Here is a 23,403-nt window from a genome sequence, read left to right on the forward strand (position 1 = left end):
CACGATGGACTGGTGCTGACGCCCATGACTACTACCTCACTCTCCCGGCGGAGTGCGCTCAAGATGACGGGAACCGCAGCAGCGTTGGGCGCTGCAGCCTTCTCGTTGTCCGCCTGCACCGACGACGGCACAGCGGAGGCGGCTGCAGAAGTCGACCAGCTGACGGCCCAGGCCGAGCGAGCTCGCGCCGACGCTGCCGCCGCAACCGCCGCGATCGCACTCGCACCGGACAAGTCGGCATCACTGACCACGATCAGCGCCGAACGCACAGCGCATGCACTCGAACTCGACGCCGAGATTGCACGAGCAGCGGGCGGCGGCGCCGCTACGACCACTGCACCCCCGTCGACCTCGGTCGCAAACGCTCCAACCGGCGTCGAATCCTTGAGTACCTCGCTGGCTGATTCGGCGCGCAGTGCCGCGGATCTCGCTCGGACGATGTCCGGCTATCGCGCGGGCCTGCTCGGCTCGATCAGCGCGTCGTGCTCGACTCAGGTTGCGGTGTTGCTTCCGTGATCACTTCGCACACCCGTCGATCCGAGAGTTCTGCCTTGCTGACCGCGATCGAATCAGAGAATGCCGCGATCTTCGCGTACGGAGTGGTTGCCGCGTTTTCGAATCCTGCCCGTGTCAACGAAGTTGCCACACATACGGCCGCGCACCGCGCGCGACGTGATGCGCTGGTTGCCCTGTCGACCGACGCGGGCGAGACCCCACCGACAGCCGCGGCAGCCTACGAGATTCCGTTCCCGGTGACGGACGCCGTTACCGCGGCACAACTGGCAGCGCAGATCGAATCCGATACCGCCGTGACCTACCGGGCATTCGTCGAACAGGTCGATACCGACCAACTCCGCACGTTCGGAATCGACGGCCTCACCGATGCGGCAATCCGCGGCGCCGGATGGCGGTCCGCGCTGGGAACGGCTCCGGCCACCTCAGCCTTCCCGGGGGACCCCACTTCATAACTGCTGTGCGCCTTTATTAACCGCCGGGGGTTGATAAAGGCGCACAGCAGTGGCTCAGGCCTTTCGATGCGAGGGCACGAACCACGCCGCGACCACGGCCACCAGCACGAAGCAACCGCCGACGCGCAGCGCGGGTGTCAGGGCGTCGCCGTAGCCAAGCGGGGTGAGCGCACCACCGGCGGCAAGGAAGACCGCTGTGAGAACCGCGATTCCCAGTGCGACACCGATCTCGCGAAGCGTCGAATTCGTCGAACTGGCTGTTCCGTGATCAGGCTCGTCCATGTCGACGAGTACCGCGGTCGAACTCGGCGCGAAGGTCAAGCCCATGCCGATTCCCGCCATCAGTAGAGCCGGAACCAGCGAACCGTACGTCACGTCGGGACCGATCAACGCGGCCAACCAGAACAGTGCTCCGGCCTGGAGCAGTAGACCGGTCAGCAGAAGTGAACGGAGCCCGACCTTCGGCGCCAAAAAACCGGCGAGAGGAGCGAAAATCATCGGCGCTGCCGTCCACGGAAGCGTCCGCAGGCCTGCTTGGAACGGGCTGTAGCCCATCACGATCTGGAGGTACTGCGACAGCAGGAACACCGCTCCGAAGATCCCGATCGAGAAGGTCAAGCCGATGACGTTCGCCATCGAGAAGCTCCGTGAGCGGAACAGACGTAGGGGCATCACCGGATGTGACGTCTTCATCTCGCGAAGAACGAAGAGCGCCAAGGCGACTGCGGAACCGACCAACGACGCAACCACTCCGAACGATCCCCAGCCGTCGTCGTTGCCGTGAACGATTCCCCACACCGCCAGAAACACACCCAGTCCGGCGAGTGCGACACCGGGAAGGTCGAGAGGTTGTGTGCGACCGGTCGATTCACGCAACGCATACAACGCAAGAGGAACAGCAACGATCGCCACCGGCACGTTGATCCAGAAGATCCCCTGCCACGAGAACCCGTCGACTACCGCTCCACCGACCACGGGACCCATCGCGATTCCCAGGCCGGAGACACCACCCCACACGCCGATTGCCATGGCGCGCTTGGCTTCCGGTACCGCTGCGACGAGGAGGGTCAGCGAGAGGGGCATGATCGCGGCAGCACCGGCGCCCTGGAAGGCTCGGGCCGCAATCAGCAAGCCTGGGGTTGTGGACAGCGCCGAAGCGATCGATGCCGCCGTGAACAGCCCGATTCCGAACACGAACATACGGCGGCGACCCCACCGATCGCCGAGCGTCGTCGCCGAAAGCATCAGCGTCGCAAAGCAGAGCGTGTACGCATTCATGAACCACTGGAGTTGCCCGACGGACGCGTTCAGTTCCTTCTCGATCACCGGCAGCGCGCTCGTCATCACGAGGTTGTCGAGGGTGGCCATGAACATGGGCAGAGAGGCAGCAACCATCGCGATCGCGATCGGAACCTTACGTCCTCCACTGCTTTCCGACCCGGATGCGGCGTCCGATCCGGACTTCGTCAAAACGGTCATCGCGATTCCTCGAGTGAAGGTGCCTTAAGGCATTGAATGATTACTTAAGTCGAAACTAAGCTATCCGGTGATAACGTGTCAACATGTCGATCGGTGCAGCTGAACCACGTACCCGCAGGATGAGCGCACCGGAACGTCGCGCACTGGTCCTTGCCGCGGCAACGCGAGCGTTCGCAAAGGGCGGATATTCCGGCACCAGCACGGACGCCGTAGCCAAGGAAGCCGGCGTCTCGCAGCCGTACGTCGTGCGCATGTTCGGAACCAAGGCCGATTTGTTCCACGCGGTGTTCACGCGCGCGCTCGACGAAATCGTTCGCACCTTCAACGACAAATTGGACACCGTCACAATCGATCCGAGCAATCCGCAGTTCTGGGCCGAACTCGGATCCGCCTACGGCGAGCTGGTTCTCGACCGGGATCTACTGCTTGTCATGTTGCACGGCTTCGCAACCAGCACCGACGACGTCGCCGCGGTGTCCCGGAACGCCATGTCCGGCATCTACACCTTGCTGCGTGAGCGCACCGGTTGCACGCCCGAGCAAGCGCGCTTGTTCATCGCGAACGGCATGCTGATCAACAATCTGCTCGCGATGATGGCACCCGAACACGCCGAAGAAGATCCGGCCCTCGGCGAACTGTGGGGCAGCGTCTTCAGCGACTCGACTGCAATCACTCTCACCGGCGACGAATCCTCGAGCGAAACCGACACCGTTTCCTGACCGGTCACTGGGAAAAACTACACACATGTGACTGAGGACACCCTACAGTCGATCCGACATGTCTCCGGGAAACCCAGACGAAAAGGACCGACGGTGGATCTCGCACAACGCCTCGACGCGCTCGAACAGATCGAGGAAATCAAGAAGCTCAAACATGGCTACTGGCGAGCCTGTGACGCCAAGGATCCGGTTCGGTTCCGCAGCAGCTTCATCCGTTCAGGAGCATCGATCGACTACGGCCGCCTCGGCGCGTTCGACGACGCCGGGCCGATGGCGGACATCTTCGAGAAGATCGCTCTTCGGAAGATCGACGGCCGGTACGCGGTCCTCGACATGCATCACGGATTGCATCCCGACATCGCACTGACCTCGGAGACGTCGGCGGTGGGGCGATGGACCCTGCAGTTCCGCCAGGTCGACACTGTCGGACGCACCGAGAAGTTGATGACCGGCGAATACGACGACAAATACGTGATCGAGGACGGTGTGTGGAAAATGAGTCAATGCCATTTCACGGAGACGTGGTCGATTACGACCCCCCTGTCCCCGGACGCTGATATCGCCGAGGGTTCGTTGGGTGGGCCGCGATGACGACGAACGGAAACGTTGCGCTCGTAACCGGAGCCAGCCGGAGCGTCGGCAAGGGCATTGCCCTCGCCCTGGGAAGCGACGGCTGGACGGTGTACGTGACGGCGAGAGGAACCGTCGGCGCCGACGGCCCCCTCGATCGCACCGCAGCGGAGATCATCGAACGCGGTGGTCACGGCATTGCCGTGCAGTGCGATCACGCCGACGATCAACAGATCGTCGACCTGTTCGCACGTATCGCCGAGGAACAGTCCGGCCGCCTCGATCTTCTGGTCAACAACGTCTGGGCCAATCCGGCGGGCTATGCAGGCTTCGCCGATCCATTCTGGAAGAGGCCGATCGACGATTGGGATTCGCTGATCGGGATCGGACTGCGCGCTCACTACGTTGCTTCGGTGGAAGCGGCGAAGTTGATGGTTCCCCGGGGCAGTGGAGTGATCGGCAACATCTCGTCGTTCGGGACCCGCGGGTACCTGCACTCTGTGCTGTACGGGATGTCGAAGGCAGGTCTGGACAAGATGGCCGCGGACATGGCTGTCGAATTGAAGGGAACCGGCGTCACCGCACTTTCCTTCTGGCTCGGGTTGATCCGCAACGAGCGGATGGAGGCGAGTGGGATCGAGAGCTTCGAAGGCTTCTCACTGGCCGAGGCCGAAACCCCGGAGTTCGTCGGCCAAGTCATCACTGCATTGGCCAACGATCCGGAAGTGAACGCGCGTAGCGGTCACACGCTGATCACGGCGGAGACGGCCGTCGAGTACGGAATCACCGACGCCAACGGGAAACAACCTGCGTCACACCGCAGTGCCTTCGGTGGCGGCCCGCTTTTCTGAATCATCGGTGGCAGTAGACGCGTCGCGTGCCGGCACAGCACGCGGCGCTGCCACTCGGGCCTTCAGGGCAAGCCAGGCACACCCGATGACGACGACGCCGCCGGCCACGATCGAGGGTGACAACGCCTCACCGAGTATGAGCGCCGACCAGGCAATGCTGAGCACCGGTTGAACCAACTGTGTTTGGCTCACTGTGGAAATGGGACCGATCGCCAGACCTCGGTACCAGGGAAAGAATCCGAGAAACATACTCACGCATCCCAGGTAGGCAAACGAAAGCCACGAGTTGATATCGGCAGAGACCGGAGCCTGTGCCATGGACGCCACCGTCAACGCAATCGTGACCGGCAGTCCGAGAATCAACGCCCAGGCAATCGTCTGCCACGACCCGATCTCGCGGGCCAGCAACGCACCTTCCGAATATGCCAGTGCTGCACAGACAACCGCGGCGAACAGAAGAAGATCAGCGAGATGGAACGAGCCGAGTCCACCGTTGGCGACGGCCACGAATCCGACGACGGACACCGCACCGGCGGCGCTCGCCCACCAGAATCCCTTACTGGGACGCTCTTTTCCTCGAACGACGGCAAATACCGCAGTCGCCGCGGGAAGCAACCCAATCACGACTGCCGCGTGACTCGCCGGCGAGGTCTGCAATGCAAACGTGGTGAACAGTGAAAACCCCAGTACTGCACCAACGGTCACGAGTGCGATGCGCAGCCATTGCCGAAGTGTCGGAAGCGTCGCGCGAGTAACCGACAGCATCACAATCGCAAGGGCTCCGGCGACGACGGCGCGGCCCGCACCGACGAACAGTGGGTCGAGATCCTCGACGGCGACCCGCGTGAGCGGAACGGTGAACGAGAACGCCAGCACTCCGAGCAATCCCCACAACAAACCGGATCGTGTCGATGCCACCGGTAGCGGTGCCTGTGACGCGACGATAGCGCTACTCTTCATACTCATGTTCAACGATAGCAGTAGCGCACCAAGCTACGAAACTGACATTTTCAGATGCGCACCCGCGTGCAGGAGATCGATACTGCACCGAGCAGTCCGACGAGCGCGAAAGCGTAGAAGCCCCACGGCACGGCGTACCCCGCACCCAGGAGAACTCCGCCCAGAATCGGGCCACAGATGGCACCGACCCGGCCGACGCCTGCCGACCATCCGAGCGCTGTCGCGCGAATCTGAGGTGGGTGATTGGCGCTGGTGAAGGCGTAGACCAATACCTGCGCACTGAACACGAAACATCCGGCGAGGAAGACCATCACGTAGATCCCGAACGACACCTTCACGCTCAGTAGCGCCAGGAACAACGCCGCTCCGGCAAACCACACGATGGCCGCGGTACGCGGGCCGATCTTGTTCGCCACACCCCCGGCGATCAACAGTCCGACGACGGCTCCGGCATTGAGGATCAGAAGGAACGTCAACGACGCTCCGAGGTTGTATCCGGCCTCGCGCATGATCGTCGGAAGCCACGTGTTCAATCCGTAGACGAGTAGCAAGCCCATGAAACTGGTGATCCAGATGGCGATGCTGTTACGCAGGAACTTCGAAGAGAACAGTGCGCGAACGGGATTGGCAGCTTCGGCGCGACCAGCTTCGGACGTGGGCGCAGCCTCGAGTTCGACGCCGTAGCGGGCAGCGATTTCCTCGGCCTCGGCACGCTTTCCGTGAGCGAGAAGGTATGACGGGGATTCCGGCAGATACCGCAACATGAGTGGAATGAGGACGACGGCAGGAAGTGCGCCGACAACGAACATCGCTCGCCAACCGAAAGGCTCGATCACGACGAGGGCCAGCGCGGCGGTGGCAACGGCGCCCACGTGATAGCCGGTCATCAGCATGGTCGACGCAGATCCCCCGCCTTGCTTCTTCGAGAATTCGTTGACCAGAGCCAATGCCGTCGGCAGGGCGCCACCCAGTCCCACACCGGCGAGGAAGCGCAGCAGTCCGAAGATGAACGGATTGGGCGCAATTGCGCACAACAGAGTCAGAATCGAGAATGCGGCAACGGCGTACAGCAGCGCGCGGCGTCGACCGATGACGTCGGTGAGAGTGCCGATGACGAGGGCGCCGATGGTCATGCCGATGAGCCCGAAGGTCGAGATCATCGTGATCGTGCCGGTACTCAATCCCCACGCGTCGTAGTCGAGAAGCGAAGGAATGACCGCGCCGAGTACGACCAGGTCGAATCCGTCCAGAAGCACAGCGATCCAACACAACGGTGCCACCCACATTGCGGCACGCGCCCCACGCGAACCGGTAATTGAACTCGACTGCGTATGCGGTGCGGTCATCGGATCCTCGACATTCACTGCTTGTGGGCGTTCGCGACCGGTTCAGATCCAGTAATTCAGATCGAAATGTTCGCATTGCGAACGCCTGTTCATAATGAGCACATCGATTGTGTACGGAGTCACAACGCCGTGTCAAACGTCGCGGTAATCTCGAGGAATGGCACTCTCCGAAAATGAGCGTGAACAGTTTCTGGCCGAACCCCACATCGGGGCGCTGTCCGTAGCGGACGGCGCCGAACGCGGTCCCTTGACCGTCCCGATCTGGTACCTGTACTCACCCGGTGGCAATCCATGGATCCTCACGGGCAAGGATTCACGAAAGGCACGACTCATCGAGTCGGCCGGACATTTCTCGTTGATGGCCGAAAGGCTCGATCCGACAATCCGTTACGTCAGCGTCAGCGGATCCGTCGACAAGATCGTTCCGGGCACCGACGAGATGCTGGTCGAAGTCTCGCGGCGTTATTTGACCCCGGACAAGGTCGACGGGTATCTCGAATTCGCGCGGTCGCAGTTGGGTGAGCAGGTAGCGATCTACATGAATCCGCAGCACTGGCTGTCTGCGGATCTCGGGTCGATCTGACACTTCACCGAAAAGCGAAGGCTCGGCGCGCCGGAGTGGCGCGCCGAGCCTGACCTGCATTCGAGTGTTCTCGGTATCAGCTTTCGGTGAAGAAGCGCACCCGATTGAGGCGATGACCGCTCGCCTCGAAGCCGAACAGTGCGATGGCCGGTTCTCCGCACACGACTACGCTCGCCGTCACAGTGCGACCGGCAACCAGCATCTTGCTCTTCGTCACGCCGGTGAGCAGAGCGTTGACATCAGCATTGGACAACGGCGTGCCCGCCGGAAGCTCGACGGGCACCGGCGGCGTTCGACCGACAGCGGCCGCCTCGAGGAACCGCGAAGCTGCCTTCTTGCCTTTGTCTCCGACGCCGAAGATGCCGCGCGAGAATCCGAGCGCTCCCCCGATCCCCTGGTTCGAGAGCAACTGCGGAGTCAATTTCGCGGCCGCCTTCACCCCGGCAACGCCGGCGGTAGCGAGCTGGCTCAGCATCGTCGCCAATTCCCAATGCGCATAGAGGGTTCCGATCCGCAACGAATCCGGCTCCCCCACCAAGTCGTAGCGCAAATGCATCGGCACGTCGAGGACGACTCCAGTCGACATCTCGGTAGCGAGGCTCAAATCACGCCACACCGTGCGGCCGCACACGATGTCTCGCTCGACATGGAAGGTGATCGAATTGGGGGCGATGAACGTGTCGTAAAAACTCTCGATCGCCGCCTGCCCGTTGTGCGGACGTGAACCTACCGGGTCGTTGATCTGGCCCTCCTCGGCAAACAGGGCAACCCAGGTCGAGCGGTCATGCGCGCCGACGGCTTTCGGGGATCCCTCCACGAGGGCCATCAACTGCTCGCGCGTCACCGGGGCCGTCATGCGCGCATCTCGTATGCACCGTCGTACGCCTTGACCTGCTGCCACACCCGGTCGAAGCGTTCACTGTCGACGACAGGCTTCCGCACCGCGGCCAAGGCCCACTTCTGCTGCTCCGGCGTCGACGACGGCTTTCCGTGCAGTGCGATCGCGTATCCCGAGAAGTCGCGGATCTGGAAGTCGAAGATCTGATCGACGACGTCGGCGTCGAGCCCGCTGATCTCGGCCTGCTCGAGAATCAGATGGCCGTAGACAACGAGGGAGAACAGGTGCCCCACGTTGAGCATGAAGTCGAGATCCTTTTGCTGCTGCGCGTCCGGCGCTGCCGCAGTGAGCAATTCGGTGAGCGCGATCGCCTGCTCGTAGAAACGAGCGACGTTCGGAATCGACGAGTGCTTCTCGTAGACGGGCTTCCACTCGTGGAACTGAATCTTCGCAGCGCCGCGGGTAGGCCCCTGGTTCCAGAAGAACTCGTCATCGGCGGCGTCGTCACGAGTAACGATCTCCGGGAACTGCGCCGAATTGAAAAGATAGTTCGGCAAGAACTTGAGGATCAGGCCGACGTTGACGTGGACGGTGCCCTCGAGTTTGGGCAGCGTGCCGATCATCTGCGCTGCCTCACGGAAGTACGTGGACTTCTCGTAGCCCTTGGCTGCGATCACGTCGTGCAGCAACCCGACGACCTTCTCACCTTCCGAGGTGACCTTGGCCTTGGTCATGGGGTTGAACAGCAGATAGCGACGATCTTCGAGGCTGGCGCTGCGGAAGTAGTCGACCGCCCGGGCACTGAACTGTTTCATCGCGATCAGACGTGAGTACGCGTCGACGAATGCGGCGCGAACGTGGGCGAAGTCCGTGACCGGATTGCCGTAGAGAATTCGATTCTGCGCGTGAGTGATTGCCTCGAAGAACGCATGTTCGGTGATCCCGATGGAGCCGGTGCAGAGGTTGAACTTTCCGACGTTGACCGTGTTGAGCGCGGCCTCGAATGCGGCGACGCCGGTGTGCAGAATGTCTTCCTCACGGACCGGATAGTCGTCGAGGCGGAAATTGCTGACGTACATCTGGCCGCGCAGGACGTTGTCCACGAGTTGATAATTCGGATGTGCGCTGTCGGCGACGAAGAACACGTAGCCTTCGGGACCCTCGACGTCGGTACGACGCCCGAACACCGACACCATCCCGGCTACGTTGCCGTTCCCGATGTAGTACTTCTCGCCGCTCGCACGGAAGGCGACATCACCGTCGGCGGGAGTGAGAAGCATGTCGGTGGAGTACACGTCGGCGCCGTGGTCGCGCTCGGACAGTCCGAACGCCATGACTCCACCATCGGCGAGTTCCTGTGCTGCACGCTTCTTCGCTGCGTCGTTGTCACTCATCCAGATCGGTCCGAGTCCGAGGATCGTGACCTGCCACGCGTACCAGTACGCCAGCCCGTAAAAACCGAAGATCTCACTCAGAGCTGCGTTGCGGGCACCGTCCCAACGACGGTTCTCGTCACCGTCGGCGAACGCCGCCGGAGTCTGGAACGTGGCGAACAACTTCTCCTTGCCGACGAACTCGAGAAAGTCGGAAACCCACACTGCGTCGAGGTCGTCCTGAAGCAGTTGCTCCTTGCCGCGGTTCTCGAACCATTCGATGGTGGCTCGCAGCAAACGGCGGGTCTCAGGATCGAACTGAGCGGGGTCGTAAGTATGGGGGTTGAAGAGCAATCCATCGGTGCCAGACACGTCATTACCTTTCGTCGATGACGCTAAACTACCAGCGGGTAACTTTCCGCGGTGCGATTCATGGAAGACCTGCGATTCTTCGCGAATGCCACAGGTCCATCGGATTCCACGTGCCCGCCCGAGCACGCGTGATCGGATAGCACGCCAATCCCAGCAACAACGCAGACATGTGGCCGATGGCGGTGAAATTGGTGGCGAAAATCAGAGGTACACCGTAGAAGACCAACAGCCCCGCGAGATAGACGTATCGCCACGGATCGACGATGCGGTACACCAGAATCCCCATGATGCCGGCCAGCCCGTAGCTCACTCCCACGTCGAGAGTGTTGACCGCCGACTCCGCCACGTATCCGTGCCGAATACCTTCGTACAGAACACCTTCGCTGATGTACGTGGCTCCGACGTGGGCGATGACGACAACACACAGCCACCGCCACGTCCCGAGCCAACGCTCAGCCGTTGCATGAAAGATGGTGAAGAGAACCAGGTATCCCAGCCAACCGCCACCTTCGAGCCAGAAGGCACTCGAGAACAGGACTCGTAGCGGGTCTTCGGCCAGGTGATGCAGATTGGTCGAGCGCTTGCCGAGAAAACGCTCCTCGACATTGTCAGGCAGATGCCGCAGGAACAGTGTGGTGAACAGCAGGGCAAGCAACCAGACGTATGTACCGGGAGCACTGCGCACCCATCGCCATGCCGCCTTCGCTGCCCCCAGCATCCTCACCGCTTCGAGTCTGCGCTCACTCGTTCACTACTGCAACGGCAAACCCGTCCCACCCCTTCGAACCCACGGTTTGGATGGCGGTGCCGTCGAGTTTCGGCTCGGCCGCGATCATCTCCAACACGGCTCGACTCGCCTTGACGCGCTCGTCGTCGATGTCCGGGTTGGACACATGTCCCCCACGCACGACGTTGTCCACGATGACGACGGTTCCGGGATGCGAGAGGGCAAGCGCCCACCGCACGTACTCGGTGTTGTTCTCCTTGTCGGCGTCGATGAAGACCAAGTCGAAAGGACCCAACTCTTCCTTCGCGATCGACGGAAGACTGTCGAGTGCCGCCCCGACGCGGATGTCGACACGGTCAGCCAAGCCGGCGCGCTCGATATTCGCCCGAGCGACATCCGCATGGGTGGGATCGAATTCCAGCGTGATGACCTGGCCCGAGGGGCCGACCGCGCGAGCGAGCCAGATCGTGCTGTATCCGCCGAGCGTTCCGATCTCGAGAACATTGCGCGCCAGGCACATTCGCGCCAGAAGATTGAGGAGCTTGCCCTGGTTCGGCGCCACGTCGATGGGCGGGAGACCGGCCTCGGAGTTGGCTGCGAGTGCCGCGTCGAGAACCGGATCTTCACCTACCAACGTGGAAACGAGATAGCCGTCGACTTCTGCCCAATCCGGTTCGCGTTCCATAGCCACGATTGTGGCAGAAAAGAAGGGCCGCCGCAGACACCTCGGAAGGTGGCTGCGGCGGCCCTGACGACTATTCGAATCAGCCGCGAACTGCGCTGATGATCTCCTCGATCGCCGAGTCTGCGTCGATCTCACGGCTCTCGCCAGTGAAGCGGTCGCGAATTTCGACCTTGCCGTCTGCCCAACCACGGCCGACGACAACGATCAGTGGAACGCCGATCAGCTCGGAGTCCTTGAACTTCACGCCCGGCGATGCCTTGCGGTCGTCGAGGATCACTTCGAGTCCGGCGCGGTCGAGCTGCGCGGCGAGGCCTTCTGCACCTTCACGAGCGGTCTCGTCCTTGTTCGCGATGACGAGGTAGACGTCGGCCGGTGAAACCTCGGCCGGCCAGCGCAGGCCCTTCTCGTCGTGATGCTGCTCGGCGATGACGGCCACCAGGCGCGAGACGCCCACGCCGTACGAACCCATGGTCGGACGGACGGGCTTGCCGTTCTCGGCGAGAACGTCGACGGTGAAGACGTCGGTGTACTTACGGCCGAGCTGGAAGACGTGCCCGATCTCGATACCGCGAGCCGAGACCAGCGTGCCGGCTCCGTCCGGAGAGGCGTCGCCGTCGCGGACTTCGGCAGCTTCGATGGTTCCGTCGGGGGTGAAGTCGCGACCGGCAACGAGGCCGACCACGTGCTTGCCGTCTTCGTCGGCGCCCGTGATCCAGCTCGTGCCGTCGACGACGCGCGGATCGACGAGGTAACGAACGCCGTTGGCCTGCAGTGCCTTCGGGCCGATGTAGCCCTTGGCCAGGAACGGGTTGTTCTTGAAGTCGGTCTCGGTGATCATCACGAACTCGGCCGGCTCCAGCGAAGCTTCGAGGCGCTTTTCGTCGACCTCACGGTCGCCGGGGATGCCGATACCGAGCAGTTCCCACTCGCCGCCGGGTAGGCGGGTCTTGACCATGATGTTCTTGAGAGTGTCGGCGGCGGTGATCGTGCGGCCGAGGTCGGCACCGTTCGCCCAGTCCACGAGAGTGTCGATGGTGGGTGTGTTCGCGGTGTCGTACACCTTGGCTTCGGGCAGTCCGTCGAACGGAATCGAGTCCGGAACAACCGTCTTGACGGCCTCGACGTTGGCGGCGTAGCCCGACTCGAGGCAGCGGACGTAGGTGTCTTCGCCGATCTCGCTCTCGGCGAGGAACTCTTCGGAAGCGCTACCGCCCATCGCACCGGAGGTGGCCGAGACGATGACGTATTTGACACCCAGACGCGTGAAGATCTTCTCGTAGGCGCCGCGGTGCGCCTGGTACGACTCCGTCAGGCCTTCGTCGCTGAGGTCGAAGGAGTAGGAATCCTTCATGAGGAACTCGCGACCGCGCAGAATGCCCGCACGCGGACGTTCTTCGTCGCGGTACTTGGTCTGCACCTGGTACAGGGTGACCGGGAAGTCCTTGTAGGAGTTGTACTCGCCCTTGACCGTCAGAGCAAAGAGCTCCTCGTGCGTCGGGCCGAGCATGTAGTCGTTGCCCTTGCGGTCCTTGAGGCGGAACAGGTTGGGGCCGTACTCGGTCCAGCGGTTCGACGCCTCGTAGGGATCGCGCGGGAGCAGAGCAGGCAGCAGGATTTCCTGCCCGCCAATGGCATTCATCTCTTCGCGAACGACACGCTCTACCTCGCGCAGCACCCGCAATCCCAGCGGCAACCACGAGTAGACGCCTGGCGCGATACGACGCACGTAGCCGGCACGAACCAGCAGTTTGTGGCTGGCAACTTCGGCGTCCGAGGGATCGTCACGCAGGGTACGCAGGAACAGGTGGGACAGACGGGTAATCACGAGGTGTAAGGATAGTCGCCGCAGTAGGCGGAGCGGGCCTCGGTACGGTTACAGCGTGCTAGTACTGCTGCCTCCCTCAGAAACCAAGTCCGACGGCGGCAAGGATGCGCCCCTCGATCTGGCCGAACTGTCGATGCCCCAGTTGACCGAAACGCGCGAATTGCTCGTTCAGGCGCTGGTCGATCTGGCCGCTGACGTCGACGCGTCGTGCGAAGCGCTCGGCCTTGGTCCGACGCAAGCAGACGAAGTGGAGCGCAACGCCAAGCTGTGGGTGTCCGCGACACGGCCCGCGCTGCAGCGCTACACCGGAGTGCTCTTCGATGCCCTCGACGCGAAGTCGTTCACCCGTGCCCAGAAGGCCAAGGCTCTCGATCGGATCGCGATCGGTTCCGCTCTTTTCGGTGCTGTCCGCGCGGGAGATCTGATCCCCGCCTACCGCCTTTCCGGCGGGTCCAAGCTGCCGGGGATGGGCACGCTCCGCTCACTGTGGAAGCCGGAACTGCCGAAGGCGCTGGCCGCCGAAGCCGACGGGCTGGTGATCGATCTGCGATCGGGTACCTACCAAGACCTCGGACCGGTTCCGGACGCACTGATCGCCACCGTGCTCACCGAAAAGCCGGACGGCACCCGGACGGTCGTCAGTCACTTCAACAAGCACCACAAGGGTCTGCTCGCCCGTGCGCTGGTGGTCTCGCGTGCCGAACCGACCGATATCAAGGGGGTTGCGCGGGTGGCGTCGAAGGCGGGCCTGCGGGTGGAAATCGCGTCGGAGCGTGAACTGATCATCCTGACGGATTGATGGCATCGTCTGTCAAGTGCCACAGAAGGTTTGGAATGTTTCGCTGAAAGACTGCGGAGCCGCCTCGGTGTAGTCAGCCCACTCGTCGCGTCGGCCGAACGGGTGCGTGACCACTTCCAACAGCTTCTCGAAGGGAGCGAGGTCACCGTCGGTCGCGGCGCGCAAGGCCGCATCGAGCCGATGATTACGCGGAATGTACAGCGGGTTGACGCGATCCATCGCGCTCGCGGTCTCCGCGGCCCCGTGTCCGTTTTCGGTCAGGGCTCCCTGCCACCGCTGCAACCAGGGCGCGATGTGCTCCCGTGGCACGAGGTTGTCGAGAGGCACCGAATTTCCGCGCAATTCGTCGGCGAGAGCGCGGAAACTGCCCGTCCAATCAGCACCGTGTTCCGCCAACAACGTCAGCAGATCGTCGACGAGCGCCCGATCGACAAACGGCTGGGCCAGACCGAGCTTTGCCGCGAGACCGGTCGCGTAGTGACCCTCGTAGCGCTCGTCGAAGGTCTCGAGAACTGCTGACGCCGCGGAAATTGCTTCGTCGGGTGTGGAATCGATCAGTGGCAACAGTGTTTCTGCCAAGCGCGCCAGGTTCCACTTCAGTACGGCGGGCTGATTGCCGAATGCATAGCGCCCCCCGTGGTCGATCGAGCTGAACACTGCCGCCGGATCGAATGCGTCGAGGAAGGCGCACGGACCGTAGTCGATGGTCTCCCCCGAAATTGTCGTGTTGTCGGTGTTCATGACCCCGTGCACGAAACCGATGAGCATCCACCTCGCCACCAGTGACGCCTGCGCCTCGACCACCGCCTCGAAGAACCTCAGGTACCGATTGTGTGTACCCGTCGCCGGCAGTTCGCTCAGCTCCGGGTAATGGCGGGCGATCGCGAAGTCGGCGAGCGACTGCAGGACTTCACCCTGCCGGGCCGCGAACTCGAAGGTCCCCACTCGAATATGGCTCGACGCAACCCGGGCAAGCACAGCACCGGGTTCCGCGCCGTTGCGGCGAACGTGGCGACCCGTCGCCACCACCGACAGCGCGCGCGTGGTGGGGATGCCGAGGGCGTACATCGCCTCGCTGACCAGATATTCGCGCAGCATCGGCCCTACGACTGCATACCCGTCGCCGCCCCGAGAGAACGGCGTGGGCCCGGAGCCCTTCAGATGCAAGTCAACTCGCTGCCCGTCATTGGTGACGAGTTCGCCGAGTAACAACGCCCGACCGTCCCCGAGTATTGGTGCGTATCCACCGAACTGATGGCCCGCATACGCCATCGCCACCGGTGCGGCCCCGACCGGCACCGTCGACCCGGACAGGACGCCGACCCCGTCCGCACTTCGCAGCACCGTCACGTCCAATCCCAACGACGCGGCCAGTTGCTCGTTCACCACGAGCAACTGCGGGTCAGGCGCGGCAGCACCCTGCCACGGCACGGTCAGAGCGCCCAGCTCGTCGGCGAAAGTGCTCTCGAGGCCGGCCACGATGGTGACCGCGCCTGCTGTGGATTCCTGGATTGCAGCCATCACACGAGAGTAGTCACCGTGAGACGACCTATCGATCAGCCCTGATCGATGTACGACTCGAGTTGATCGCGCTCACTCTTGAGCTCGTCGATGCGACTCTTCACCACGTCCCCGATACTCACGATGCCGAGAAGGCTGCCGTCCTCGATGACCGGCAGATGGCGGATACGACGCTCGGTCATGATCGCGGCAATGCTGTCCACCGCATCTGCCGGAACGCACGTGTACATCAGCGCGGTCATGACCTCGGAAACCTGGATGTCCAGGAGATCCGGGCCGCGATCGTGCAGGCGTCGAACGACATCGCGTTCGGAGATGATCCCGACCACCGCGTCATCGTCGACCACGACCATGGCCCCGATGTTGTGGCGGGCGAGATCGCACAGCAACCCGTTGACCGTCGTGTGGGCGTCAATGGTGACGATGCTGTTGCCCTTGTTTCGCAATATGTCCGCGATCCGCATCACGGCACCCCGATCCGTCGAGACTCTCGGCACGTCCTGCAACGATCGTATCGGCTGGCGAAGCGGATAAACAAGGCTGATCAGGCGATTCCCTGCGCTGCCTTCTCCGCCGCTTGTGCCTGGGCTACCTGGGCAGGAGTGAATTTGATGAACAGCGCGGAGATCGCAGCCAGCGCCGCGAAAATCGCGCAGCCGAAGAGCGCAAAGACATAACCCTCGCTCAGCGCTGACAGCTGCGCGGGAGTCATGTCTGCAGCGACCCCGCTCACACCGCCGAGCGAGAGGGTTCGAGACGTCGCCATCGCGCCCACTATCGCCAGTCCTACTGGACCGAAAAGAACCTGAGCAACCTGTGCAATTGCGGTCAGCGGACCGATGTCCTGTGGGCCGACACCAGCAATAGCGCACAGCGGGAGCGGAACGACGGCCAAACCCACACCGAAGCCGATTCCCACGACGAGGACAAACAAGTTGCCCATGTAGGTGGTCGTCTCGTCCAAGGTCGACCCGTACAAGAGTCCCACGAACGTCAGCAGCGAACCCGTCACGATCAGCCATCGTGCCTGTACGCGAACTGCAAGTTTGGACGCGACGAATGCTGCCGCTCCCAGCCCGAATGCAAAGGGCACGAAGGCGAGACCTGCGTGGAGCGGGCTGTATCCGAGGATGTCCTGAACGAAGAGCGCCACGAACGGCGCCAACGAAAACATCACGGCGCCGATCAACGCGAGCGAAATGAACGTGAAGACACGGTTCTTGTTCTTGAAGAGGCTGAACGGCAACAGTGGATTCTCGGCGCGCCGTTCTACCAGGAGGAAGACGACGAACAACGCGACTCCACCGACGAGAGCACCCAAAACCGCAGGACTGGTCCAACCCATCTCGGGACCTTCGGTGAATCCGAAGACGATTCCGGTGCAGCCCACTGTGGCAAGAATTGCCCCTGGCACATCCAACTTCAGTCGCTCGGCTCCAGTCTCGACCAGGGCCTTGAATGCAAACCCGATGATCATCAGTCCGATGGGGACGTTGATCAGAAAGATCCACCGCCATGACACCTCGGTGAGTGCACCGCCGATGATCAAACCCGTCACCGAACCGATTCCGGTCATGGCTGCAAAGATCGCGATGGCCTGGTTCCTGACGGGGCCGGGAGCAAACGTCGTCGCCACAAGAGCCAACGCCGTAGGCGAGGCGATCGCTGCACCGACGCCTTGGACAGATCTGGCCGCCACCAGCATCGCTTCGTTGGTGGCCAAGCCACATGCCAGCGAAGCGAGCGTGAACAAGATGACTCCGCTGAGGAACACCTTCTTGCGCCCGAAGGTGTCACCCAACCGGCCGCCCAGAAGCATCAGTCCACCGAAGGTCAGTGCGTACGAAGTGATGACCCAGTTCCGACCGGAGTCGCTGAGATCGAGATCCTCCTGGATCCGGGCCAAGGCCAACGACGCCACCGTCCCGTCGAGCACCATCATCAACTGCATACCGCTCAAGACGATGATCGCCAGCCCGAATGCCCGTGTCGCCACGGGGTACTTCGTCATGGTGTTTTCGGACCCAGCAGCGTTTTCGGATCTCAGGGAATCAGACACAAGACTTCACGTTACCCAGCGTCGACAGAAAAGCCCGCGACCGGCCCGATCACGATGATCGCCGGAGGCTTGATCGCCTCGTCCTTGACGCGCTGAGCAACGGTCGCCAGATCGGCCCGAAGTTCACGCTGAGTTCGCAACGTGCCCTCTTGGATCACGGTGACGGGCGTGGTTGCCGGGCGTCCACCGTCAACGAGCGACTTCGCGAATTGATCGATGCGCTCGACCGCCATGAGCAGCACGATCGTGCCGCGCAACTTGGCCAGCGCCGACCAGTCGACAAGCGAATCCGGATGGTCCGGAGCCACGTGCCCACTGACGACGACGAACTCGTGGGTGACGCCGCGGTGGGTGACCGGGATGCCTGCGGCCGACGGGACCGAGATCGCGCTCGTGATTCCGGGCACTACGGTCACCGGTACGCCGGCAGCGGCACACGCTTCGAGTTCTTCGTATCCCCGCCCGAAGACGTACGGGTCCCCGCCCTTGAGGCGGACCACGAACTTGCCTGCCTTCGCGTTGTCGATCAGCGCGGCGTTGATGGCCTCCTGAGCCATGGCACGGCCGTACGGAATCTTCGCGGCGTCGATCACCTCGACGTCCGGACCGAGTTCGGCGAGCAACTCCGGTGGAGCCAATCGGTCAGCCACGACGACGTCGGCCCGGGCGAGCAACCGGCGTCCTCGCACGGTGATCAGATCGGGGTCACCCGGGCCACCACCGACGAGGGCAACACCCGCAGCAGCAGGCTCGGCCGTATCGGCGAGGACGCCCGACTGAAGACCTTCGACGACGGCGGTGCGCACGGCTGCCGAACGACGGTGATCGCCGCCGGCCAGAATTCCGATGCTCATACCGTCGTACTCGGCGCTGGCGGGAGTCACCGCCGTGCCGTGCTTCGCGTTGTCGGCGCGCACGCAGAAGATGTGGCGACGCTCCGCTTCGGCGACAATCGCCGCATTGGTTTCGGGCTCGTCGGTCGAGGCGATGGCGTACCACGCACCTTCGAGGTCACCGTCGGCGTACGGACGCTCTTCCACAGTGATCTGTCCGGCCGTGGCCATACCTTCCACCGCCGGGGTGAATGCGCGGCTGATGACGTGAACACGGGCACCGGAGGCGACCAGCAGTCCGAGTCGGCGCTGAGCCACAGTGCCGCCACCGAACACGACCACGCGTCGATCGGTCAGGTTGAGGCCGACCAAGTAGTTGGTCTCGTCTGCGGTGGACTCGCTCACTCGCACTCCGTTTCGTCGTCAGAATTGTTCAAGCTGGAGGGAACTTTACGGGCCGCGGCTACGGTCACTCCATCCCTGGCAGTCTTGGTCACTACGAGCCGGCCACCCCCGGAGGCGAGGATTGCCGCCGCTTCCGCGACGCTTGCCGTCCCGATCGCGTGTTCGACGCGAGTCGACGGTGACGGAACCCGAACTCGCCCAAGTACGTCCGAGTCGAAACTCGCAATCGGGACGTTCAGCTCATCGGCCGCTGCCAACAGAGCCGAAGACGCCGCCTTTCCGGTCACAGTGGCGAGGACCACGATCCTCTCTTGCCCCCGCAGCACGGCGTTCACCGCAGCGACGATGTCCTTCGCGGTGGCACTCGTCGTGAATCCAACACCTATACAGAGGTCATCCCCGAGCGGCATCGACGAACTTCGCGATCGATTGGGGCTGCCCCACCGGATGAGTGTGCAGATACGACGCGTGGACGCCGCCGCGAACAAATCCTTCGCGGACACTGCCGCCGTCCCACGGCCGCCATCCCCACGCGCCGGCACAACCGTCCGCGTCTGTCGAGACGAGAGACGTTCGGTGGAACTCGTGACCGGTGACACGGGAGCCCGCGTCGAAGAGGCTGGAGTCGCTGATCGCCACTGCCTCGCGGTAGCCGAGGGTCAGGCGTTTTCCGAACGTCGCGTCCACCCCGACAACACCGGACATGCTGTGACCGTCCAGGCTGCGCGCGAGGTAGAGCAGTCCGGCACATTCCGCATGGATCGGTGCACCGCCGTCCGCCAGGTCACGAACCTGCTGCAGCAGAACGGTATTGGCCGCAAGGTCCACCGCGTGTTCTTCCGGGAAGCCACCGGGAAGGACCAGAGCGGCAGTTCCCGCGGGAAGCTCGTCGTGCAACGGATCGAACACCTGCACGTCCGCGCCGGCAGCGGTCAGCAGCTCCCGATGCTCGGCGTAGCCGAAGGTGAAGGCAGGTCCACCAGCCATGGCGACCACCGGCCGAGATTCGGCGTGCCCGCCGATTTCGGCAACCGGATCCCATGCAGCAGAGCTGACGTTCGAGGCGGCCAGCGCGCGAACAGCACCCAGATCGACGTGCGAGGCAATCAGGTCGGACATCGCGTCCACCGCGGCCACGGCGGCCGCGCCGTGCTCGGCCGCCGGAATCAGACCGAGGTGCCGAGACGGAACTTCGAGTTCCGGCAACCGCGGTACCACTCCGAGCACCGCGACGCCGACCTTGTCGCACGCATGACGTAACACCTGCTCGTGACGAGCGCTCCCGACGCGGTTGAGGATGACGCCGCCGATGCGCACACCTGCGTCGTACGTCGCGAAGCCGTGCAGTACGGCGGCCAGACTCTGACTGTGTCCACGGGCGTCGATGACGAGAACCACCGGCGCACCGAGGATTGATGCGACCTGCGCCGTCGATCCTTCGGCCGACGGCTGCGAGTTGGCCTCGTCGATCTTGCCGTCGAACAAGCCCATGACACCTTCGACCACCGCGATGTCGCAGCCGCCTGTTCCGTGCCGGTAGAGCGGGCCGATGCGATCGGGACCCACCAGGACAGTGTCGAGGTTGCGTCCAGGTCGACCCGCGGCGAGCCCGTGATATCCGGGATCGATGTAGTCAGGCCCCACTTTGAAAGGCGCGACGCTGCTGCCCGAGCGCCGGAGCGCACCGATCAATCCCGTTGCCACCGTGGTCTTTCCGCTACCCGAGGCAGGTGCGGCAATCACCACGGCCGGGGTGGAAGAACTCACCATTCGATACCCCGTTGACCCTTTCGGCCGGCATCCATGGGGTGCTTGATCTTGGTCATCTCGGTCACGAGGTCGGCGGCGTCGATCAGCGCCTGCGGGGCGTCGCGTCCCGTGATGACTACATGCTGGTTGCCCGGACGATCGCGCAGTGTCTGCACGACCTCGTCGACGTCGACCCAACCCCACTTGAGTGGGTAGGTGAACTCGTCGAGGACATAGAATCGATGTTCCTCGCCCGCAAGCCTTCTCGCGATCTCCTGCCAACCCTCAGCGGCAGCAGCGGCATGGTCTTCTTCGCTACCGGCCTTGCGTGTCCACGACCAGCCCTCGCCCATCTTGTGCCACTGCACCGGCCCACCGACACCGGTTTCGTCATGCAGGTTTCCGAGGGCGCGGAATGCGGCTTCCTCACCGACCTTCCACTTGGCGCTCTTCACGAATTGGAAGACGCCGATGTCGAAGCCCTGGTTCCAGGCGCGCAGCGCCATGCCGAAAGCGGCAGTGGACTTGCCCTTTCCAGGGCCGGTGTGTACGGCGAGCACCGGTGCGTTGCGACGCTGACGCGTGGTCAGACCGTCGTCGGGAACTGTCTCGGGAACACCCTTAGGCATCGTGAACTCCTGAGCTGGGATCTAGGCTGCGGCGCGGACGACACCCGCGACCTGCTGCGCTGACAATTCGGCAAGGCGGACGTAACCGCCACGTAGTTCTCGGGCCAACTCGGCTGCCAACCCCAGACGCACGAGGCCGGTCTCGCAATCGACGACGATGGACGCGACAGACGCGTCGGCAAGAAGGTGCGCGGCGACGCGGGCGCGATGCAGCGCATCCTTGCCGCCGGTAGCCCGGCCGTCCGTGAGCGTGACGACGAGGGCTCGACGCTGCGGATCACGAAGGCGCTCACGCAGAACCACCTCACGGGCACGCAGGAATCCCTCTGCGAGTGGCGATTTGCCGCCGGTACGCATGGACTGCAGACGACGAACAGCGATGTCCACCGACGACGTCGGCGGCAGTACGAGCTCGGCCTCGCGACCACGGACCGTGATGACGGCGACCTTGTCGCGGCGCTGATAAGCGTCGCGCAGCAGCGACACAACCGCACCGGTGACCGCTGAGAGCCGATCGCGTGCCGCCATCGACCCCGAGGCGTCCACAACGAAGACGATCAGATTGCCTTCTCGCCCTTCACGAATCGCGCCACGCAGATCGGCAGGTGCCAGCCGTAAGCGTCCTGCAGTACGACCGCGCGCAACTTGGGACTCGGCTGCGGCGAAGACCGTGCTCGTCAGATGCAACCCGTGACCACGCTCCCGGGTGGATCGCACGACCCGTCCGCGGGAAGACATCGACCGCGAGCGGCGTCCCGGTGCACCTTCGCCGACACCAGGAACTTCGAGGAGCTTGGCCTTGAACTCGCCGGCCGGTGGTGCCGAAGGTCGATCGGTGGCGCGTACTCCCCCACCAGGTCCGTCAGGGTCTTCCGGGCCGTCGTCGTCCGGACCCTCGTCGTCCGGACCGCCGTCTTCGGGGCCACCATCTTCCGGGCCACGGTCTTCGTCAGGGCCACGGTCTTCGGGACTCTCGGGAGGTTCGGGCTCTCCGTCGCGCGCGTCGTCCTCGACCTGAGACTGGGCGTCCTGATCGGCCTGCTCGAGTGCATCGTCCAACTGCTGCTGATCCAAGCCGGGCTCGTCGAACGGATCGCGGCGGCGGCGATGCGGCAGCGTCAGTTCCGCCGCTACTCGCACGTCCTCCGCAGTGACCTCAGTGTCGCCTCGCCACGCGGCGTGGGCGGTCGCGGTGCGCGCGAGCACCAAGTCGGCGCGCATTCCGTCGACGTCGAACGACGCACACAGCGAGGCGATACGTCGCAGCTCGCGGTTGCTCAGCTCGACCGAGTCCAGTTTCTCACGCGCCGTGAGGATTTCGGCTGCCAACTCCTCATCGGCTGATTCGTACCGAGCGACAAATGCCTCGGGTTCACGCTCGTAGTCGAGGCGGCGACGCACCACTTCCATGCGCACGTCGACGTCGCGGGAAGCTGCGACGTCGACAGCCAGACCGAATCGGTCCAACAACTGCGGACGTAGTTCTCCCTCTTCGGGATTCATCGTGCCGACGAGTACGAACTTGGCCGGGTGCGAATGGGAGATGCCGTCACGCTCGATGTGGACCCGGCCCATCGCCGCGGCGTCGAGAAGCACGTCGACCAGGTGGTCGTGAAGCAGATTCACCTCGTCGACGTACAGAACACCCTGGTGAGCGGCGGCAAGCAGGCCCGGTTGGAAAGCGCGCTCACCGTCACGGAGAACTTTCTCGAGGTCGATCGAGCCGATCACTCGGTCTTCGGTGGCGCCGACGGGCAGTTCCACCAAGCGGGCCGGTCGCATCGTTCCGGCGTCGTCGACCGCGGGCAGCAGCGCAGTCAGCGCGCGCACGACCGTCGACTTGGCAGTTCCCTTCTCACCGCGGACCAGGACTCCACCGATCCCCGGATGCACCGCACACAGGATCAGCGCCAATCGCAATTGATCCTGGCCGACCACAGCACTGAACGGGAAGCCCGCCACTGGTCGATCTTCTTCACTTCGCACGTCGATATCCCTCCACCTCTCGGTTTCCTCGCCGAGAATTTGGCTGCACTCGAATGTCGCGGCAACCTGGCTGAGATCTCCCGGTCAATCGGTAGAGGAGAGATCTTTCACAGTGGCGGGACCGCG

General features: G+C 63.3%; 23 protein-coding genes. 7 read left to right on the forward strand and 16 right to left on the reverse strand.

The features are described from left to right. The first annotated feature begins 63 nt into the window (after positions 1-63). Positions 64-516: a hypothetical protein gene (locus tag DBV08_RS00760; RefSeq protein ID WP_095970751.1), complete on the forward strand. Its 453-nt coding sequence runs from the start codon at positions 64-66 to the stop codon at positions 514-516. Continuing rightward, a complete protein-coding gene (locus DBV08_RS00765) occupies positions 513-968 on the forward strand; it encodes a ferritin-like domain-containing protein (RefSeq protein ID WP_124566248.1) in 456 nt (151 codons plus the stop codon). The genes DBV08_RS00760 and DBV08_RS00765 overlap by 4 nt, the downstream gene beginning before the upstream one ends. Before the next feature lie 54 nt (positions 969-1,022). On the opposite strand, the gene DBV08_RS00770 is transcribed toward DBV08_RS00765, so the two are convergent. Continuing rightward, the gene (locus DBV08_RS00770) at positions 1,023-2,447 is read right to left on the reverse strand and encodes an MFS transporter (RefSeq protein WP_124566249.1); all 1,425 of its coding nucleotides are present in this window, start codon (positions 2,445-2,447) and stop codon (positions 1,023-1,025) included. An 83-nt stretch (positions 2,448-2,530) separates the two neighbouring features. On the opposite strand from DBV08_RS00770, the gene DBV08_RS00775 reads away from it, so the two are divergent. From DBV08_RS00775 to DBV08_RS00785, 3 genes are all read left to right on the forward strand, one after another. Beyond that, on the forward strand, positions 2,531-3,166 hold the full coding sequence (locus DBV08_RS00775; RefSeq protein WP_021333000.1) for a TetR/AcrR family transcriptional regulator: 636 nt from the start codon (positions 2,531-2,533) through the stop codon (positions 3,164-3,166). A 93-nt stretch (positions 3,167-3,259) separates the two neighbouring features. Continuing rightward, entirely contained in the window at positions 3,260-3,757 is a 498-nt protein-coding gene (locus DBV08_RS00780; protein WP_124566250.1) for a nuclear transport factor 2 family protein, read from the forward strand. Then, entirely contained in the window at positions 3,754-4,587 is an 834-nt protein-coding gene (locus DBV08_RS00785; protein WP_124566251.1) for an SDR family NAD(P)-dependent oxidoreductase, read from the forward strand. Before DBV08_RS00780 ends, DBV08_RS00785 begins: the two co-directional genes overlap by 4 nt. Here the strand turns inward: DBV08_RS00785 and DBV08_RS00790 are convergent. Beyond that, positions 4,549-5,547, reverse strand: a complete 999-nt coding sequence (locus tag DBV08_RS00790) for a DMT family transporter (protein ID WP_185564418.1) — start codon at positions 5,545-5,547, stop codon at positions 4,549-4,551. The genes DBV08_RS00785 and DBV08_RS00790 overlap by 39 nt on opposite strands. 50 nt (positions 5,548-5,597) lie before the next feature. Then, complete coding sequence (locus DBV08_RS00795; protein WP_124566252.1) at positions 5,598-6,893, reverse strand: aromatic acid/H+ symport family MFS transporter; 1,296 nt, start codon at positions 6,891-6,893, stop codon at positions 5,598-5,600. Between the two features lie 157 nt (positions 6,894-7,050). Between DBV08_RS00795 and DBV08_RS00800 the strand changes: the two genes are divergently transcribed. Further along, positions 7,051-7,476: a pyridoxamine 5'-phosphate oxidase family protein gene (locus tag DBV08_RS00800; RefSeq protein WP_124566253.1), complete on the forward strand. Its 426-nt coding sequence runs from the start codon at positions 7,051-7,053 to the stop codon at positions 7,474-7,476. Between the two features lie 76 nt (positions 7,477-7,552). Here DBV08_RS00800 and DBV08_RS00805 read toward each other — a convergent pair whose 3' ends face one another. From DBV08_RS00805 to DBV08_RS00825, 5 genes are all read right to left on the reverse strand, one after another. Continuing rightward, positions 7,553-8,332: a nuclear transport factor 2 family protein gene (locus DBV08_RS00805; protein WP_124566254.1), complete on the reverse strand. Its 780-nt coding sequence runs from the start codon at positions 8,330-8,332 to the stop codon at positions 7,553-7,555. Then, positions 8,329-10,059, reverse strand: coding sequence for an acyl-CoA dehydrogenase family protein (locus DBV08_RS00810; RefSeq protein ID WP_124566255.1), 1,731 nt, complete (start codon positions 10,057-10,059; stop codon positions 8,329-8,331). The genes DBV08_RS00805 and DBV08_RS00810 overlap by 4 nt, the downstream gene beginning before the upstream one ends. A gap of 58 nt (positions 10,060-10,117) precedes the next feature. Beyond that, positions 10,118-10,777: a rhomboid-like protein gene (locus DBV08_RS00815; protein ID WP_070386971.1), complete on the reverse strand. Its 660-nt coding sequence runs from the start codon at positions 10,775-10,777 to the stop codon at positions 10,118-10,120. Positions 10,778-10,799: 22 nt separating this feature from the next. Then, positions 10,800-11,471, reverse strand: a complete 672-nt coding sequence (locus tag DBV08_RS00820; RefSeq protein ID WP_124566256.1) for an O-methyltransferase — start codon at positions 11,469-11,471, stop codon at positions 10,800-10,802. A gap of 79 nt (positions 11,472-11,550) precedes the next feature. Next, positions 11,551-13,296 carry a proline--tRNA ligase gene (locus DBV08_RS00825; RefSeq protein WP_020969391.1) on the reverse strand — a complete coding sequence of 582 codons (1,746 nt, stop codon included), beginning with the start codon at positions 13,294-13,296 and terminating at the stop codon, positions 11,551-11,553. Between the two features lie 55 nt (positions 13,297-13,351). Here DBV08_RS00825 and yaaA point away from each other — a divergent pair, with 55 nt between their 5' ends. Next, complete coding sequence (yaaA, locus tag DBV08_RS00830; protein WP_124566257.1) at positions 13,352-14,095, forward strand: peroxide stress protein YaaA; 744 nt, start codon at positions 13,352-13,354, stop codon at positions 14,093-14,095. A gap of 12 nt (positions 14,096-14,107) precedes the next feature. Here the strand turns inward: yaaA and DBV08_RS00835 are convergent, their stop codons facing one another. From DBV08_RS00835 to DBV08_RS00870, 8 genes are all read right to left on the reverse strand, one after another. Further along, positions 14,108-15,616 (reverse strand): YdiU family protein, encoded by a 1,509-nt coding sequence (locus DBV08_RS00835; protein WP_185564388.1) that lies wholly within the window; start codon positions 15,614-15,616, stop codon positions 14,108-14,110. A 35-nt stretch (positions 15,617-15,651) separates the two neighbouring features. Continuing rightward, complete coding sequence (locus DBV08_RS00840; RefSeq protein ID WP_124566259.1) at positions 15,652-16,080, reverse strand: CBS domain-containing protein; 429 nt, start codon at positions 16,078-16,080, stop codon at positions 15,652-15,654. An 80-nt stretch (positions 16,081-16,160) separates the two neighbouring features. After that, positions 16,161-17,627, reverse strand: a complete 1,467-nt coding sequence (locus tag DBV08_RS00845) for an MFS transporter (protein WP_042925809.1) — start codon at positions 17,625-17,627, stop codon at positions 16,161-16,163. 59 nt (positions 17,628-17,686) lie between these two features. After that, positions 17,687-18,913 (reverse strand): uroporphyrinogen-III C-methyltransferase, encoded by a 1,227-nt coding sequence (gene cobA / locus DBV08_RS00850; protein ID WP_124566260.1) that lies wholly within the window; start codon positions 18,911-18,913, stop codon positions 17,687-17,689. Continuing rightward, positions 18,910-19,323 carry a cobalamin biosynthesis protein gene (locus tag DBV08_RS00855; RefSeq protein ID WP_124566261.1) on the reverse strand — a complete coding sequence of 138 codons (414 nt, stop codon included), beginning with the start codon at positions 19,321-19,323 and terminating at the stop codon, positions 18,910-18,912. The genes cobA and DBV08_RS00855 overlap by 4 nt, the downstream gene beginning before the upstream one ends. Then, on the reverse strand, positions 19,307-20,683 hold the full coding sequence (locus DBV08_RS00860) for a cobyrinate a,c-diamide synthase (RefSeq protein WP_124566262.1): 1,377 nt from the start codon (positions 20,681-20,683) through the stop codon (positions 19,307-19,309). Before DBV08_RS00860 ends, DBV08_RS00855 begins: the two co-directional genes overlap by 17 nt. Then, entirely contained in the window at positions 20,677-21,291 is a 615-nt protein-coding gene (cobO, locus tag DBV08_RS00865; RefSeq protein WP_019748043.1) for a cob(I)yrinic acid a,c-diamide adenosyltransferase, read from the reverse strand. The genes DBV08_RS00860 and cobO overlap by 7 nt, the downstream gene beginning before the upstream one ends. Before the next feature lie 21 nt (positions 21,292-21,312). Continuing rightward, positions 21,313-23,277 carry a magnesium chelatase subunit D family protein gene (locus tag DBV08_RS00870; RefSeq protein WP_260395221.1) on the reverse strand — a complete coding sequence of 655 codons (1,965 nt, stop codon included), beginning with the start codon at positions 23,275-23,277 and terminating at the stop codon, positions 21,313-21,315. Positions 23,278-23,403: the final 126 nt, after the last annotated feature.

Source organism: Rhodococcus sp. KBW08 (assembly GCF_003852455.1).
GTDB lineage: Bacteria > Actinomycetota > Actinomycetes > Mycobacteriales > Mycobacteriaceae > Rhodococcus_F > Rhodococcus_F baikonurensis.